The 13,630-nt window shown below is 52.2% G+C and carries 12 protein-coding genes and 1 tRNA gene; 6 read left to right on the forward strand and 7 right to left on the reverse strand.

Annotated elements, in window-relative coordinates:
- Positions 1–29 precede the first annotated feature (29 nt).
- Positions 30–1,076: an SURF1 family cytochrome oxidase biogenesis protein gene (locus H924_RS09530; RefSeq protein ID WP_015651758.1), complete on the forward strand. Its 1,047-nt coding sequence runs from the start codon at positions 30–32 to the stop codon at positions 1,074–1,076.
- Between the two features lie 162 nt (positions 1,077–1,238).
- On the opposite strand, the gene H924_RS09535 is transcribed toward H924_RS09530, so the two are convergent.
- Both H924_RS09535 and H924_RS09540 read right to left on the reverse strand, forming a co-directional pair.
- Positions 1,239–1,311: transfer RNA gene (locus H924_RS09535), tRNA-Val, on the reverse strand.
- 118 nt (positions 1,312–1,429) lie between these two features.
- Complete coding sequence (locus H924_RS09540) at positions 1,430–1,861, reverse strand: DUF3052 domain-containing protein (RefSeq protein ID WP_015651759.1); 432 nt, start codon at positions 1,859–1,861, stop codon at positions 1,430–1,432.
- A 710-nt stretch (positions 1,862–2,571) separates the two neighbouring features.
- On the opposite strand from H924_RS09540, the gene aceE reads away from it, so the two are divergent.
- Entirely contained in the window at positions 2,572–5,340 is a 2,769-nt protein-coding gene (aceE, locus tag H924_RS09545) for a pyruvate dehydrogenase (acetyl-transferring), homodimeric type (RefSeq protein ID WP_015651760.1), read from the forward strand.
- A 108-nt stretch (positions 5,341–5,448) separates the two neighbouring features.
- Here aceE and H924_RS09550 read toward each other — a convergent pair whose 3' ends face one another.
- The 3 genes from H924_RS09550 to H924_RS09560 are packed head-to-tail and all read right to left on the reverse strand — an operon-like array spanning position 5,449 to position 8,123.
- A complete protein-coding gene (locus tag H924_RS09550) occupies positions 5,449–6,240 on the reverse strand; it encodes an ABC transporter ATP-binding protein (RefSeq protein ID WP_015651761.1) in 792 nt (263 codons plus the stop codon).
- 6 nt (positions 6,241–6,246) lie between these two features.
- Positions 6,247–7,134 carry an ABC transporter permease gene (locus H924_RS09555; RefSeq protein WP_015651762.1) on the reverse strand — a complete coding sequence of 296 codons (888 nt, stop codon included), beginning with the start codon at positions 7,132–7,134 and terminating at the stop codon, positions 6,247–6,249.
- Positions 7,131–8,123 (reverse strand): ABC transporter substrate-binding protein, encoded by a 993-nt coding sequence (locus H924_RS09560; protein WP_015651763.1) that lies wholly within the window; start codon positions 8,121–8,123, stop codon positions 7,131–7,133. Before H924_RS09560 ends, H924_RS09555 begins: the two co-directional genes overlap by 4 nt.
- A gap of 269 nt (positions 8,124–8,392) precedes the next feature.
- On the opposite strand from H924_RS09560, the gene H924_RS14590 reads away from it, so the two are divergent.
- Complete coding sequence (locus H924_RS14590) at positions 8,393–9,154, forward strand: DUF1707 SHOCT-like domain-containing protein (protein WP_015651764.1); 762 nt, start codon at positions 8,393–8,395, stop codon at positions 9,152–9,154.
- Here H924_RS14590 and H924_RS09570 read toward each other — a convergent pair.
- On the reverse strand, positions 9,151–10,182 hold the full coding sequence (locus H924_RS09570) for an alpha/beta fold hydrolase (RefSeq protein ID WP_015651765.1): 1,032 nt from the start codon (positions 10,180–10,182) through the stop codon (positions 9,151–9,153). The genes H924_RS14590 and H924_RS09570 overlap by 4 nt on opposite strands.
- A 57-nt stretch (positions 10,183–10,239) precedes the next feature.
- Here H924_RS09570 and H924_RS09575 point away from each other — a divergent pair, with 57 nt between their 5' ends.
- From H924_RS09575 to H924_RS09585, 3 genes are all read left to right on the forward strand, one after another.
- Positions 10,240–10,614: an acyl carrier protein gene (locus H924_RS09575; protein ID WP_015651766.1), complete on the forward strand. Its 375-nt coding sequence runs from the start codon at positions 10,240–10,242 to the stop codon at positions 10,612–10,614.
- A 125-nt stretch (positions 10,615–10,739) separates the two neighbouring features.
- Positions 10,740–11,564, forward strand: coding sequence for an HAD-IIA family hydrolase (locus H924_RS09580; protein WP_015651767.1), 825 nt, complete (start codon positions 10,740–10,742; stop codon positions 11,562–11,564).
- Between the two features lie 41 nt (positions 11,565–11,605).
- A complete protein-coding gene (locus H924_RS09585; RefSeq protein WP_015651768.1) occupies positions 11,606–12,652 on the forward strand; it encodes an App1 family protein in 1,047 nt (348 codons plus the stop codon).
- 6 nt (positions 12,653–12,658) lie between these two features.
- Here the strand turns inward: H924_RS09585 and H924_RS09590 are convergent, their stop codons facing one another.
- Complete coding sequence (locus tag H924_RS09590) at positions 12,659–13,600, reverse strand: aldo/keto reductase (protein WP_015651769.1); 942 nt, start codon at positions 13,598–13,600, stop codon at positions 12,659–12,661.
- Between the last annotated feature and the right edge of the window lie 30 nt (positions 13,601–13,630).

Genomic DNA, 13,630 nt, shown 5'->3' on the forward strand with positions numbered 1-13,630 from the left:
TTGGAGTTTTAAGTTCTAAGGTGTCAAGTGTGGAAAGCAAGCTGACTGGCACGCACACCGATGCCGAGAATAATCAGAAGAGCTCTGCCCATGCGAGCTATGCAGGCGCTTCTGGCGCTCGTGGCCCCAAGCCTAAGCACAAGGGGCTCAAAGCATTTTTAACCCCCGGGTGGATAATCTCTGTTCTGCTCATTGTCTCTTTTTCCTATGCCGCTATTTCTATGCTCGCCCCTTGGCAGCTGCATAAGGATGAAGACATCGTGGCCCGCAATGAGCAGATCAAGGAAGGCTTCGAGCGCGAGGTTGTCCCCTACTCTGAGCTTTTCGACGCGGCCGGCGTGGTCCCTCAAACCTCTGAGTACTTCCGGGTATCTCTAACCGGGCACTACCTGCCAGATAGTGAAGTATTGCTGCGTCTGCGCCCCGTTAATGATGGACCAGCTTTCCAATCATTAACCCCATTTGAGTTGGAAGACGGCCGCGTGGTACTGATCAACCGTGGTTTTGTCTCCTCGGAGGGCACAATCGTCCCGGAGATCACCCCAGCACCCTCCACTCCAACCACCATTGTTGGCTTTGCTCGCAAGAATGAAAACGTGCCGGGTTCTACTCCAATGGAAGACAGTGGATACAAGCAGGTCTATGGCATTAATACAGAGCAGATTTCAGAATTTACTGGACTAGATCTAGGCACTGACTTTGTACAGCTGGCAGAAAACCAGCCTGGTGTTCTCAGTGCTATGCCCATCCCGCAGCTCGACCGCGGCAGCCACCTCTCCTACGGCTTCCAGTGGATTGCCTTTGGAATTATGGCTCCCATTGGCCTGGGCTACTTTGTTTGGGCCGAGTTCCGCGAGCGTCGCCGCGAAAAGCTGGAGCAAGCAGAAATGGCGAATTTCAGCACTGCTAAGGATTCCGCTCCAGAGGAACTTGCACCAGCAGCTCCGCTTGTTGAACCCGCTGCAGAAAATACTGCACCCGCAACTGGCTCCACCCGCCGGATGCGTGCCCGCTATGGAAATCAGCACCCAAATCACTATGAGCAGCTATCCAAGCGAAATGATCAACGCTACTAAGGCACTGAACTAAACTTCCCCCAGGTTCCTTAAAAACCTGGGGGAAATTTTTATGCCTCGCTCCACTCAAACCCTAAACCTCGGATTCAAGATCTCGGATTCACGCAAAAAACCTCGGATTCAGCACTCTTTCCGAGGTATTGAATCCGAGGTTTTTAATTGTGCGCCCTGACGGGCTCGAACCGCCGACCTGCTGGGTGTAAACCAGCTGCTCTTCCAGCTGAGCTAAAGGCGCGCACGTGCTTTACAGACTGTCTGGCAGCTGTTTAAGCAACGAGAGAAATAGTAACACATCATTCCCAAAGTCTAAAAATCGCTGGTCAAACGCTATTTAGACGGGGTGAATGACGTTTTTACTCCTTCTTATTTCCGCGCTGTACAAGGCAAGAACCCTGCCAAGAGCCGAGGCGTTCAGCCTTGGTTTGCACCAAACCTGCCAATTGAGCGGATTCAGAGATAACTCCTGGAGTCAATGCTCCGTCTTTTCCTACACCAGGGCTCAAAAGCCAGATTCGACCGTTCTCTGCGAGGGAACGGATGGAATCCACCAGTCCGTCGACGAGATCACCGTCATCCTCGCGCCACCAGAGCAGCACGACATCGCACAGCTCGTCGGTTTCTTCATCGAGTAGTTCCTCGCCAATAGCGTCCTCGATGGACTCACTAATGAGCGAATCACAATCTTCATCCCATCCAACTTCTTGAACAGTCTGACCCGATTGAATGCCGAGTAGTTGAGCATAATCCTGGGCACCTTGCTTGACTGCGCCCGGAGCGTCGGCCACTTTAATGTTCCTCCTTGTGATTGGCCTCGTATTTTGAGATCTGCGAGCTTTGCTCTTCAGCACCTCCGAGGCGTTTTCTATATACGGAATGCACATTACCGCCCTACCCCCATAAAGAACCACATTTCAGGCCAAATTTTTTTCCTTTTTGCCCCCATTACCTCAAAAAACGGCGCTTTTCGACGCACCCCTCCCGCACCATTCAGCAACCTTGACGCCCCGCCGGGCGTCAACCATAAACATGGTCACTTCAGCTCCCTAAAGTGCAAAAACTATTTTTATGCGCATCAAAAATGTTTGTGAGAGAAAGGTCACATCGAACTACCCATTTTCCACATGGCGGAATTTAACCCCCTTAAAACTTAACAAAACTTTGCAGATGAGGGTGTAATTGCAGCTAGTTGTGTTAATAAAGAAAACTGCAACCTCAACAAAAATGGCGACTTTCCAAGTAACCCCCTCCAATGGTCACACTAAATCCATTAAGCATGGGTTAATGATTAATAGCTTGTTAAACACAGCACACAATATTGCGTATTCTGGGTGATGACTTATGCGTTCATCCAAACTCTGTTTTATGAATGTTCACTGCACTCACGCCAGTAGCTCTCTGGGCACCGGTATGAATGCCGTGAATTAAAACGGCGTGAAGGTGCCGGAGATCCGGAATTGCATAACTGAAATAAAACATTCCAACAGGAGGTGTGGAAATGGCCGATCAAGCAAAACTTGGTGGCAAGCCCTCGGATGACACCAACTTCGCGATGATCCGCGATGGCGTTGCATCTTATTTGAACGACTCTGATCCGGAGGAGACCAACGAGTGGATGGATTCCCTCGATGGACTGCTCCAGGAGTCTTCCCCAGAACGCGCTCGCTACCTAATGTTGCGTCTGCTTGAACGTGCATCTGCAAAGCGTGTATCTCTTCCCCCAATGACGTCGACTGACTACGTCAATACCATTCCTACCTCCATGGAGCCTGACTTCCCTGGTGATGAGGAAATGGAGAAGCGCTACCGTCGCTGGATCCGCTGGAATGCGGCCATCATGGTTCACCGCGCCCAGCGCCCAGGCATCGGAGTAGGCGGACACATCTCCACCTACGCCGGCGCTGCCCCACTTTATGAAGTTGGCTTCAACCACTTCTTCCGCGGCAAGGATCATCCAGGCGGCGGTGACCAGATCTTCTTCCAGGGTCACGCTTCCCCAGGTATGTACGCCCGCGCTTTCATGGAAGGTCGCCTCAGCGAGGATGACCTAGACGGCTTCCGTCAGGAAGTTTCCCGTGAGCAGGGTGGCATCCCTTCCTACCCTCACCCACATGGCATGAAAGACTTCTGGGAGTTCCCAACCGTGTCCATGGGTCTTGGCCCAATGGATGCTATCTACCAGGCACGCTTTAACCGTTACCTCGAAAACCGTGGCATCAAGGACACTTCAGAGCAGCATGTCTGGGCATTCCTTGGCGACGGCGAAATGGACGAGCCAGAGTCCCGTGGCCTCATTCAGCAGGCCGCACTAAACAACCTGGACAACCTGACGTTCGTGGTGAACTGTAACCTGCAGCGTCTTGATGGCCCTGTGCGTGGTAACACCAAGATCATCCAAGAACTTGAGTCCTTCTTCCGCGGTGCCGGCTGGTCCGTCATCAAGGTTGTTTGGGGTCGCGAGTGGGATGAACTGCTGGAGAAGGATAAGGACGGTGCACTTGTTGAGATCATGAACAGCACCTCCGATGGTGACTACCAGACCTTCAAGGCAAACGACGGAGCATACGTCCGCGAGCACTTCTTCGGTCGCGATCCTCGCACCGCAAAGCTCGTCGAGGACATGACCGATGATGAGATCTGGAAGCTGCCACGTGGTGGCCACGATTACCGCAAGGTTTATGCAGCTTATAAGCGCGCACTCGAGACCAAGGATCGCCCAACCGTCATCCTCGCGCACACCATCAAGGGCTATGGCTTGGGCCATAACTTCGAGGGCCGCAACGCCACCCACCAGATGAAGAAGCTGACCCTTGATGATCTGAAGCTCTTCCGCGACAAGCAGGGTATACCAATCTCAGATGAGGAATTGGAAAAGAACCCATACTTGCCTCCTTACTACCACCCAGGTGAGGACGCTCCAGAAATCAAGTATATGAAGGAACGTCGCGCTGCTTTGGGCGGTTACCTTCCTGAGCGTCGTGAAGACTACGAGCCAGTCGTGGTTCCGCCAATCGACAAGCTACGTTCTGTCCGCAAGGGCTCCGGTAAGCAGCAGGTTGCCACCACCATGGCTACCGTGCGTACCTTCAAGGAGCTTATGCGCGATAAGAACATCGCCGACCGTCTCGTACCAATCATCCCTGATGAGGCTCGTACCTTCGGTCTTGACTCCTGGTTCCCAACCCTGAAGATTTACAATCCTCATGGCCAGAACTACGTTCCTGTGGACCATGACCTCATGCTCTCCTACCGTGAGGCTCCAACCGGACAGATTCTGCACGAAGGTATCAATGAGGCTGGCTCCATGGCTTCCTTCATTGCAGCTGGTACTTCCTACGCCACCCATGGCAAGGCAATGATCCCGCTGTACATCTTCTACTCCATGTTTGGTTTCCAGCGCACTGGTGACTCCGTGTGGGCTGCAGCTGACCAAATGGCACGTGGCTTCTTGCTCGGCGCTACCGCAGGCCGCACCACCCTTACCGGTGAAGGCCTGCAGCACATGGACGGACACTCCCCTGTGTTGGCTTCCACCAACCCAGGTGTCGAGTCTTATGACCCCGCCTTCTCTTATGAGGTTGCACACCTCATTCACCGCGGCATTGATCGTATGTATGGTCCTGGCAAGGGTGAGAATGTAATCTACTACCTCACCATCTACAACGAGCCAGTTCCACAGCCTGCAGAGCCCGAGAACCTCGACGTTGAGGGTCTTCACAAGGGCATTTACCTTTACTCCCGTGGCGAAGGTACCGGCCATGAGGCCAACATCTTGGCTTCCGGCGTTGGTATGCAGTGGGCTTTGAAGGCACAGGGCATCCTCGAGGAAGAGTACGGCGTTCGCGCTAATATCTACTCCGCAACCTCTTGGGTTAACCTTGCTCGCGACGGTGCACGTCGTAACAAGGCTGCGCTGCGCAACCCAGGCTCCGATGTTGGAGAGGCATTCGTCACCACTCAGCTGAAGCAGACCTCTGGTCCTTATGTTGCAGTGTCTGACTTCTCCACTGATCTGCCTAACCAGATCCGTGAATGGGTTCCAGGCGATTACACCGTCTTGGGTGCAGATGGCTTCGGTTTCTCCGATACCCGTCCTGCTGCCCGTCGTTTCTTCAACATCGACGCCGAGTCCATCGTCGTTGCTGTGTTGAACTCCTTGGCTCGCGAGGGCAAGATCGACGTCTCCGTAGCCGCACAGGCTGCTGAGAAGTTCCAGATCAGCGATCCAACCGCTGTTTCTGTCGATCCAGATGCTCCTGAGGAATAAATTCCTTAATTAGAAGAAGGGCATGATCTCGATTTCAAATCGAGATCATGCCCTTCTTTTTGATGCAAGGCCACGGGTGGCTGCAGTTTTTCGTCGAAAAGCGGGGTTTTAACCCAAAAATGCCTTATCAGAAAGGGTCGCGCCCTTGATATTGGCGAACTCTTGGAGGAGGTCGCGCACCGTGAGTTTGGACTTGGTGGCCTGATCAGCCTGGTAGACGATCTGACCTTCATGCATCATGATCAGGCGATTTCCCAGACGCAAGGCCTGTTCCATATTGTGCGTGACCATAAGAGTGGTGAGGCCACCATCGGCCACAATCTTCTGGGTCAAGGTAGTCACCAACTCTGCGCGCTGGGGGTCGAGAGCCGCCGTGTGCTCATCAAGCAGCATGATTTTAGGTTGCGTAAAACCGGCCATCAACAGCGACAAAGCCTGGCGCTGACCGCCAGAAAGCAAGCCGACCTTAGCACCCAGGCGATCTTCTAGCCCCAGTTCAAGGCGTTCCAACTCGCTCTTAAAAAGCTGTCGACGCTTGGAGCTCAACGCCATTCCCAAACCACGGCCTTTGCCGCGAAGCAAAGCAATCGCAAGATTTTCCTCAATGGTGAGGTTGGGAGCGGTTCCGGCCAAAGGATCCTGGAAAACACGACCAACATAGCGGGCGCGCTTATGCTCAGCCATCCTGTTGACGTTGATGTTATCGATGCTGATATTTCCAGAATCAATTGTTAAACGGCCCGAAACAGTATTGAGCAAGGTGGATTTACCAGCGCCATTGGAACCAATGACGGTGACAAAATCTCCCTCAGCCATTTCCAAATTGAGGTTTTGCAAGGCGCGGCGTTCGTTAACCGTGCCTGGGAAGAAGGTCTTATTAATATTTTCGATCTTCAACATGGCTGCTTAACCCACCTTTCCGGAGGCCGTAGCTGCTGGCTTACGCTTGAACTTAGCTTTCCAGCGTGGCACGAGCATTGCAATAACCACCAAGATCGCGGAGATTGCCTTCATATCATTGGGGTCTAATCCCAAACGCAAAGCCGCGAAAATGATCAATCGATAAACAATTGCACCAATAATGACGGCGAGAACTGCCAACCACACGCGCCTTTGTCCAAAGATCGCCTGGCCGAGAATGACCGAAGCCAAGCCGATAACAATAAGGCCAATGCCCATGGAGATATCGGCAAAGCCCTGATACTGCGCAATGAGCGCACCGGCAAGACCAACAAAACCATTAGACAGGGAAATGGTAAGAACTTTGGTGAAGTCCGTGGACACTCCAAAGGACTGCACCATTGGGCCATTGTCACCGGTGGAACGCAATGCCAAACCGATATCAGTGTTGAGCAACCACACAACCAAGACACCCAGAACAGCTACTGCAACCGCAATAATTGCAGGTCCAGCCCAGGTACCCAGCAAACCAGCATCACGCATTGGGCTAAAGAGGTTATCCGTGCGCAAAAGTGGCACATTGGCACCACCCATAATGCGCAAGTTAATAGACCACAGCGCAATCATGGTGAGGATACCGGCGAGCAGTCCATCAATTTTGCCCTTGGTATGCAATAAACCAGTGATCATGCCAGCGATAAAACCAGTAACAAATCCAGCGATGGTAGCCAGGATGGGATTCCAACCGGCCATCAATGCCATCGCAGCGGTGGCGGCACCGGTGGTGAGGCTGCCATCCACTGTCAGGTCGGGAAAGTTAAGCACCCGGAAAGTGAGGTAGACGCCAAGCGCTACCACACCATAAAGAAGACCAAATTCTAAAGCGCCAATCATACGCGGTCGGCCTTGTCCAGGATCTCCTGAGGAATGGTGACACCCTGGCGGGAAGCTGCGTCTTCATTGATAACGTAGGTGAACTCAGTTGCAGTCTCAACTGGCATGGTGGCAGGATCGGCGCCTTCCTGAAGGATACGCAGTGCCATCTCGCCAGTCTGGCGGCCAAGCTCGGTGTAATCAATACCCAAGGTAGCTACAGCGCCACCCTCAACGGTGCCGGACTCAGCAGCGATAACTGGGATCGTCTTCTGCTCAGCTACCTGTACCAGGGAGGAGATGCCGGAAACAACCATGTTGTCAGTTGGAACGTAGATAGCATCAACATCGCCAAGTGCTTCCACTGCCTGCTGGATCTCGCTGACAGAGGTGACAGTCTGGGTCTTGACATCAATGTTCATGGACTTAGCAACCTCAGTTACCTCGTCTACCTGAACCTGGGAGTTAACTTCGCCGGAGGCGTAGACAATTCCGATATTGGAAGCATCTGGAACCAGTTGCTTAAGCAGATCTAGCTGCTCATCAATTGGAGCCATATCGGAGGTGCCAGTGACGTTGCCGCCAGGTGCTTCATTGGAATCAACCAACTCTGCAGAAACAGCATCAGTAACTGCGGTGAAAAGAACCGGGGTATCGGTGATGTTCTGAGCAGTTGCCTGCGCTGCTGGGGTGGCAACAGCCAAAACAAGATCAAGATCATCAGAGGCGAACTGCTGCGCAATGGTCAAAGCAGTACCCTGCTCACCATTGGCGTTTTGCTCCTCGAAGGTAACGTCGACGCCAGCATCTGCAAATGCCTCTTTGAAGCCTGCGGTAGCAGCGTCAAGTGCTGGGTGCTGCACCAATTGGTTAATGCCGATGGTGTAAGACTCCCCACCAGCAGAATCGGCGGTGGCTGAGTCCTCACTGGAATCGCTGGAGCACGATGCCAGGGTCAGTGCACCGACAGTGACAATGCCGGCAAGGATCTTCGAACGAGAAGAAAACATGGCATATCTCCTTATTTAAAAAAATGTGGGGCACAAAGTGTCGACTAAAGTCCCTTCGTGGAGCACCTTGTGAGGTGTCTCATATTTGAAGATACTTGTTCCTATATTCATATGTGCAATCTTTATTGCGGAGCGGGTACACCTTTCAATACCCCTATTGAAATTCACCTGTCCTAAAATCTGCTATATCCTGCTGAATTGGTCCTACCTGGAGCTCCTTATAAAGTCTCCAACATCTCCCCTTTGATGTCGCTAGAGTGGGATTTATCATGAATGCCTTCCCACAAAAGCCCAGTGATTCAGACCGTGAGTTTCTCCAAGCAGAACTCACACGTTTAGTAGGTCAAGGACGCTTGGATCTAGACACTTACCAAGACATTGTGGATGTAGTCTGGTCAACCGACGACAATGCCGAGCTTATGCGGATCCGCGCGCGATTCTTTGGCGCTGGCCCCGGAGGTATTCCCGGCTCCGCTCCCGGCGCGACCCCCAATGCGCCTTATGGTCCACAAGCCACACATTTTTCCGCCCAACCGCCCATTCCGTCGGCACAACCGCCTGCAACTCCCCCGGCACAGGCACCACAAAGCCACTTTCAAACAGGGGCTGGCATTCCCATGGGTGGACACTTGCCCCAATCATTCAACTCGGGACAGCAAGATATTCCAGAACAATCCAATATGGGATCCATTAAAAAGTCTGGTGAGTGGCTAGTACCTGCTTATTCTTCCTATAAACTTAATGGCGCAGATTTACATCTTGATCTGCGCAAAGCTACCGCTGCGGCATCAGTTATTACTTTTAATGTGACCATGAATATGTCCAGCATGGTGTTAATCGTTCCACCGGGTGTATACGTGGATGTACAGATGGCATCCAAAAACTGGTCTGAGTTTAAGGTTGATACTTCTGCCCCACTTCCCGGTGCGCCGCGGGTTATTCTCAGCGGAGTCTCTCGTGCCTCCACTTTGAAGGTAATCACCAAACACCCAAATGAGCCCCACGGCTTTTGGGAGCAGGTTTTTGGCTAGAGCTGGGTCGAGGTGATGCCTTGTTTTTCCAGCAGCGCCGCCAAGGCATTGTTCAAAATGGCTGGCGCTTCCAAAGGCAACATATGTCCAGCTCCAGCTGCCACCTGAAGTTTCGCCTCGGGCCACAGTTCACAAATTCGGTTGGCCTGGCTAATTGGGGTGACATCATCTTTTTCACCGGCCAGCACATAACCTTCCAAACCTTTTAGTGCAGGTGCGGCATCTAGCTCATCATGTTCTTGGAGATCATCAAAAAATCCCACAAAGGTATCAAGTGGGGTTTCATGAATCATGGCGGCATGAAAATTAATTACATCCGAGCTGGTATCCCTTTGAAAAACTGCGGTAGCTAAAGCTGGTGCCAAGAATTTGGTGGCATATTCGCGAAATTTTTGAGCGTCTTCCGGAGCTGCCTCAGCAGCGTTTTTCACATTATCGGCGATCGGTGAAGCCAATACCTGAGGCAACCCCTGCGCGGATAGAGATTCAATAGAAGTTGCTACTAAAACCAACCCCACAATTCTTTCTCGCAAAGCAGCAGGTGCTCTCTTAATAAGATTGAGCGCTGTTAAACCTCCCAGGGAGTGCCCGACTAAAATTAACGGGCCATTGGTGGCGTGAGCGTTGATGGCAGCTACGACATCATCAGCAGTCCCAGTTACCGTGCACCGCTCAGGCGCCACGGGGCCGGTGGCTCCGTGGCCGCGCGCGTCGATAAGCACGCTTTTAATCTGTGGAAAATAAGTTTCCAAGAAGTCAACCTGCATATAATAGACCTCGGCGGCAAGCGTAAAGCCGTGGATAAACACCACTGTAGCTTCAGGTTTATCCACTGACCTCGGCCCGACCACATAGGTGTGGATATCGATTCCACCCGATTTCACGGTGTTGTGGAGGTCCACATGTGAAAGCCCTGGGGTACGGCTTTGGCTATAGCGTTCACCTGTTTTAAGGAACTTTTTGGTCCTTCTTTTTTTGCTCAGACCGAGGTTTAATCCACGTACCTGCTTCTTTTTCTGCCAAGCCATGCCCCACAGCCTACAAGTGCGAACAGGGCTGTCTGCGCAATGGGGTAATTTGGGGGAATGAACTCTTTTGAAGGCAAATTAGACTCCTTTAGCTCCGCCAACTCCGCCAACTCCGCGAGCTCCATTTCAGGCACCGGCATTTCAGGCACTGGCGAGGCCAAGCATGCCAAGGCGGCTACGGAAGCTGGCGCCGATGGTGCTGTTTTTAAGGATTTGGCTCAAATTGTGCAGGAAATCGGCGGAATTTCTGCAGAAAATGTCTCGCCAGAATCCCGCTTTAGCGAAGACCTTGCCATTAGCTCCCTTAATTTAATTGAGCTTATTGTCAACGTTGAAGATAATTTTGGCGTGCGCATTGAGGATTCCGACGCCCAACACTTTAAGACTGTGCAAGATGTCACCGATTTCATTCAGGCGCATAGGGCTTCATAAAGTCCGCCCCAGAGGTCGCCTCAGAGTCCGCCTCAGAGTCCGCCTCAGAGTCCGCCCGGACATCTGAAAAACCAAAGAGCCAAAGCACCAGACATAGGACCCCAAAATAGAGCACAATAGAGTCCATGACTGTGAATATCTCTTATTTGACCGATATGGACGGCGTCCTCATTAAAGAGGGCGAAATGATCCCTGGCGCAGACCGCTTTTTGCAGGCACTAACAAATAACAACATCGAGTTTATGGTGCTTACCAATAACTCGATTTTCACCCCTCGTGACCTCTCGGCGCGACTGCGCACCTCTGGCCTTGATATTCCTCCAGAGCGCATTTGGACTTCTGCCACTGCCACCGCGCATTTCCTTAAAGCTCAGGTTAAGGAAGGCACAGCCTATGTTGTTGGAGAGTCAGGTTTGACCACTGCGCTGCATACTGCAGGCTGGATTCTGACTGATTCTCATCCTGAGTTTGTGGTGTTGGGCGAGACCCGCACATATTCTTTTGAGGCAATCACCACTGCTATTAACCTGATTTTGCAAGGTGCACGTTTCATTTGCACCAACCCAGATGTCACCGGTCCTTCCCCACAGGGCGTTTTGCCGGCCACTGGTTCGGTGGCAGCTCTTATTACCGCAGCTACCGGCGCTGAGCCTTATTACATTGGCAAGCCAAATCCGGTCATGATGCGAAGTGCGTTAAATACCATCGGCGCACACTCGGAAAATACCGTCATGATTGGTGACCGCATGGATACAGATATCAAGTCTGGTCTAGAAGCTGGTCTGCGCACTGTGCTGGTCCGCAGTGGAATTTCCGATGACGCTGAGATCCGTCGTTATCCTTTCCGTCCCACCCGAGTAGCCAATTCTATTGCTGATTTGGCCGATACCTGGCACGATCCTTTTGGCGATGGTTCTTTTGAGGCGCCGGAGTCTGCCGACGAGGCTTAAGTATCCTGCGAACAACCCGCTAGTTGTCTAGGGTTGAACCCATGGCACTTGCAGATATCGTTCGCAAAATTGAACACCGCACCAACGCCGCAACCCTTGAGTGGTCGCGCAATAAAGGCTGGAAACCAGAGGTCATTGGCTTTTCGGGTTATGGATCTGGCCACCGGGTGCGGGTGTTAGCCCGCGTTATCATGACAAACCCTAATAAGGAGCTTGTCGACGCCGCCTCCCGGACCGCTGCGGGTACCTTAACCGAGCAGGCCCAACGAGGTTGGCGCCAATTTTTCACCATTCAGGTAGGAAACCTCCCCGTCAAAGTCACCGTCGGTGATAAAACTGTGGAATCTCATACCGATCAAAGTGGCTATGTGGATCTACTCATTGAAGATCACAATCTAGAACCAGGCTGGCATGCAGTTGAAATTACTGCAGAGGGTTCAGAGACTGCTGCTGCGCGGGTTCTCATTGTTGATGATAACGCTCGTATTGGTCTTGTTTCCGATATTGATGACACCATCATGGTCACCTGGCTCCCCCGTGCGGTACTTGCTGCATGGAACTCCTGGGTGCGTCACACCAATACTCGCAAGCCAGTCCCCGGTATGAATAAGTTCTATGCTGAGCTGCTCAAAAATGACCCTCAAGCTCCGGTATTTTATCTTTCCACCGGTGCGTGGAATACCTTTGAAACCCTGCAGGATTTCCTAGCTAAGCATGATCTCCCCGATGGCCCCATGTTGCTTACTGACTGGGGTCCCACCCCGACTGGATTATTTAGGTCTGGACAGGAACACAAAAAGGTCCAGCTGCGTAACCTCTTTATTGAGTACCCCAATATCACCTGGATTTTAGTTGGTGATGATGGCCAGCACGACCCGCTTATTTATGGCGAGGCCGTAGCTGAACACCCCAATCGTATTGCTGGCGTTGCCATCCGCGAGCTCTCCCCTAGTGAGCATGTGCTTTCACACGGCACCACTGGAGCCTTGTCCACCATCACAACCAATGGTGGCCAAGGTGTCCCTATTGTGCATGGCAAGGATGGTTTTGAGCTCTTGCAGAACTATTCAACCAAGCCTTTTATCTAAATCCTGTTAGCTGGCCTGCGCAAAGGAATCTGAAGCTGCGTCAAGCGCCTCAACCTCTTCTGCCGAGAGCTTGAGGGTTGCTGCTGCAACCAGCGCAGGAAGCTGCTCTGGCTTGGAGGCAGAGGCAATTGGGGCGCTAACGCCCTTAGCCAGCTGCCAAGCCAGCGCAACAGTGGCAGGCTCAACACCGCGGGAGTCGGCGATTCCCACGAGCTTATCGACGACAGCAAAACCCGCATCGGTGGCATATCCCTCAACAAAACCAGCACGGTTTTGGCCTTCTAGATCAGCTGCAGAACGGTACTTACCGGTGAGGAAACCAGAGGCTAGCGCAAAGTAAGTAAAGGTGGCAATGCCATATTCTTTGGCCAGTGGCAAATAGCTTTGCTCAAAATCAAAGCGGTGCACCAGGTTATACTGAGGCTGGATCGCTGCTGGAAAAGTGAGGTTATTAGCGGTGGCATATTCCAGCCACTCACGAATGCGCTCTGGGGTGTAGTTGGAGAGTGCAAAGTTGCGTACCTTGCCGGACTTCACCAATGAATCATAAGTTGCTGCCTGATCTGCGATAGCCACATTTTCATCGTCATAGTGGCTATAAAAAAGATCAACATAATCAGTTTGTAGGCGCTCAAGGGATGCGTCTAGAGCGGCGACGACTGAATCATGCTGCTGATTGTCATAAGGAGCCAAGCCGCCCATCTTGGTAGCCAACATGATCTGCTCGCGGTTGCCGCGAGCAATAAACCATTCACCGAGAATGCGCTCTGACTGTCCACCGGTGCCGTCACCAATCCAGGATGCATAAAGGTCTGCGGTATCAATATGCGTGCCGCCTGCCTCTACAAAGGCATCGAGAACAGCAAAAGAGGCATCACGGTCAGAGGTCCAGCCAAAAGTGTTGCCACCGAGGACGAGGGGCAGTTTTGGGATGACAGTTGATGTCATGGAGAAATCCTTTTCCAGGAGTTTGTGTTT

The organism is Corynebacterium callunae DSM 20147 (assembly GCF_000344785.1).
GTDB lineage: Bacteria > Actinomycetota > Actinomycetes > Mycobacteriales > Mycobacteriaceae > Corynebacterium > Corynebacterium callunae.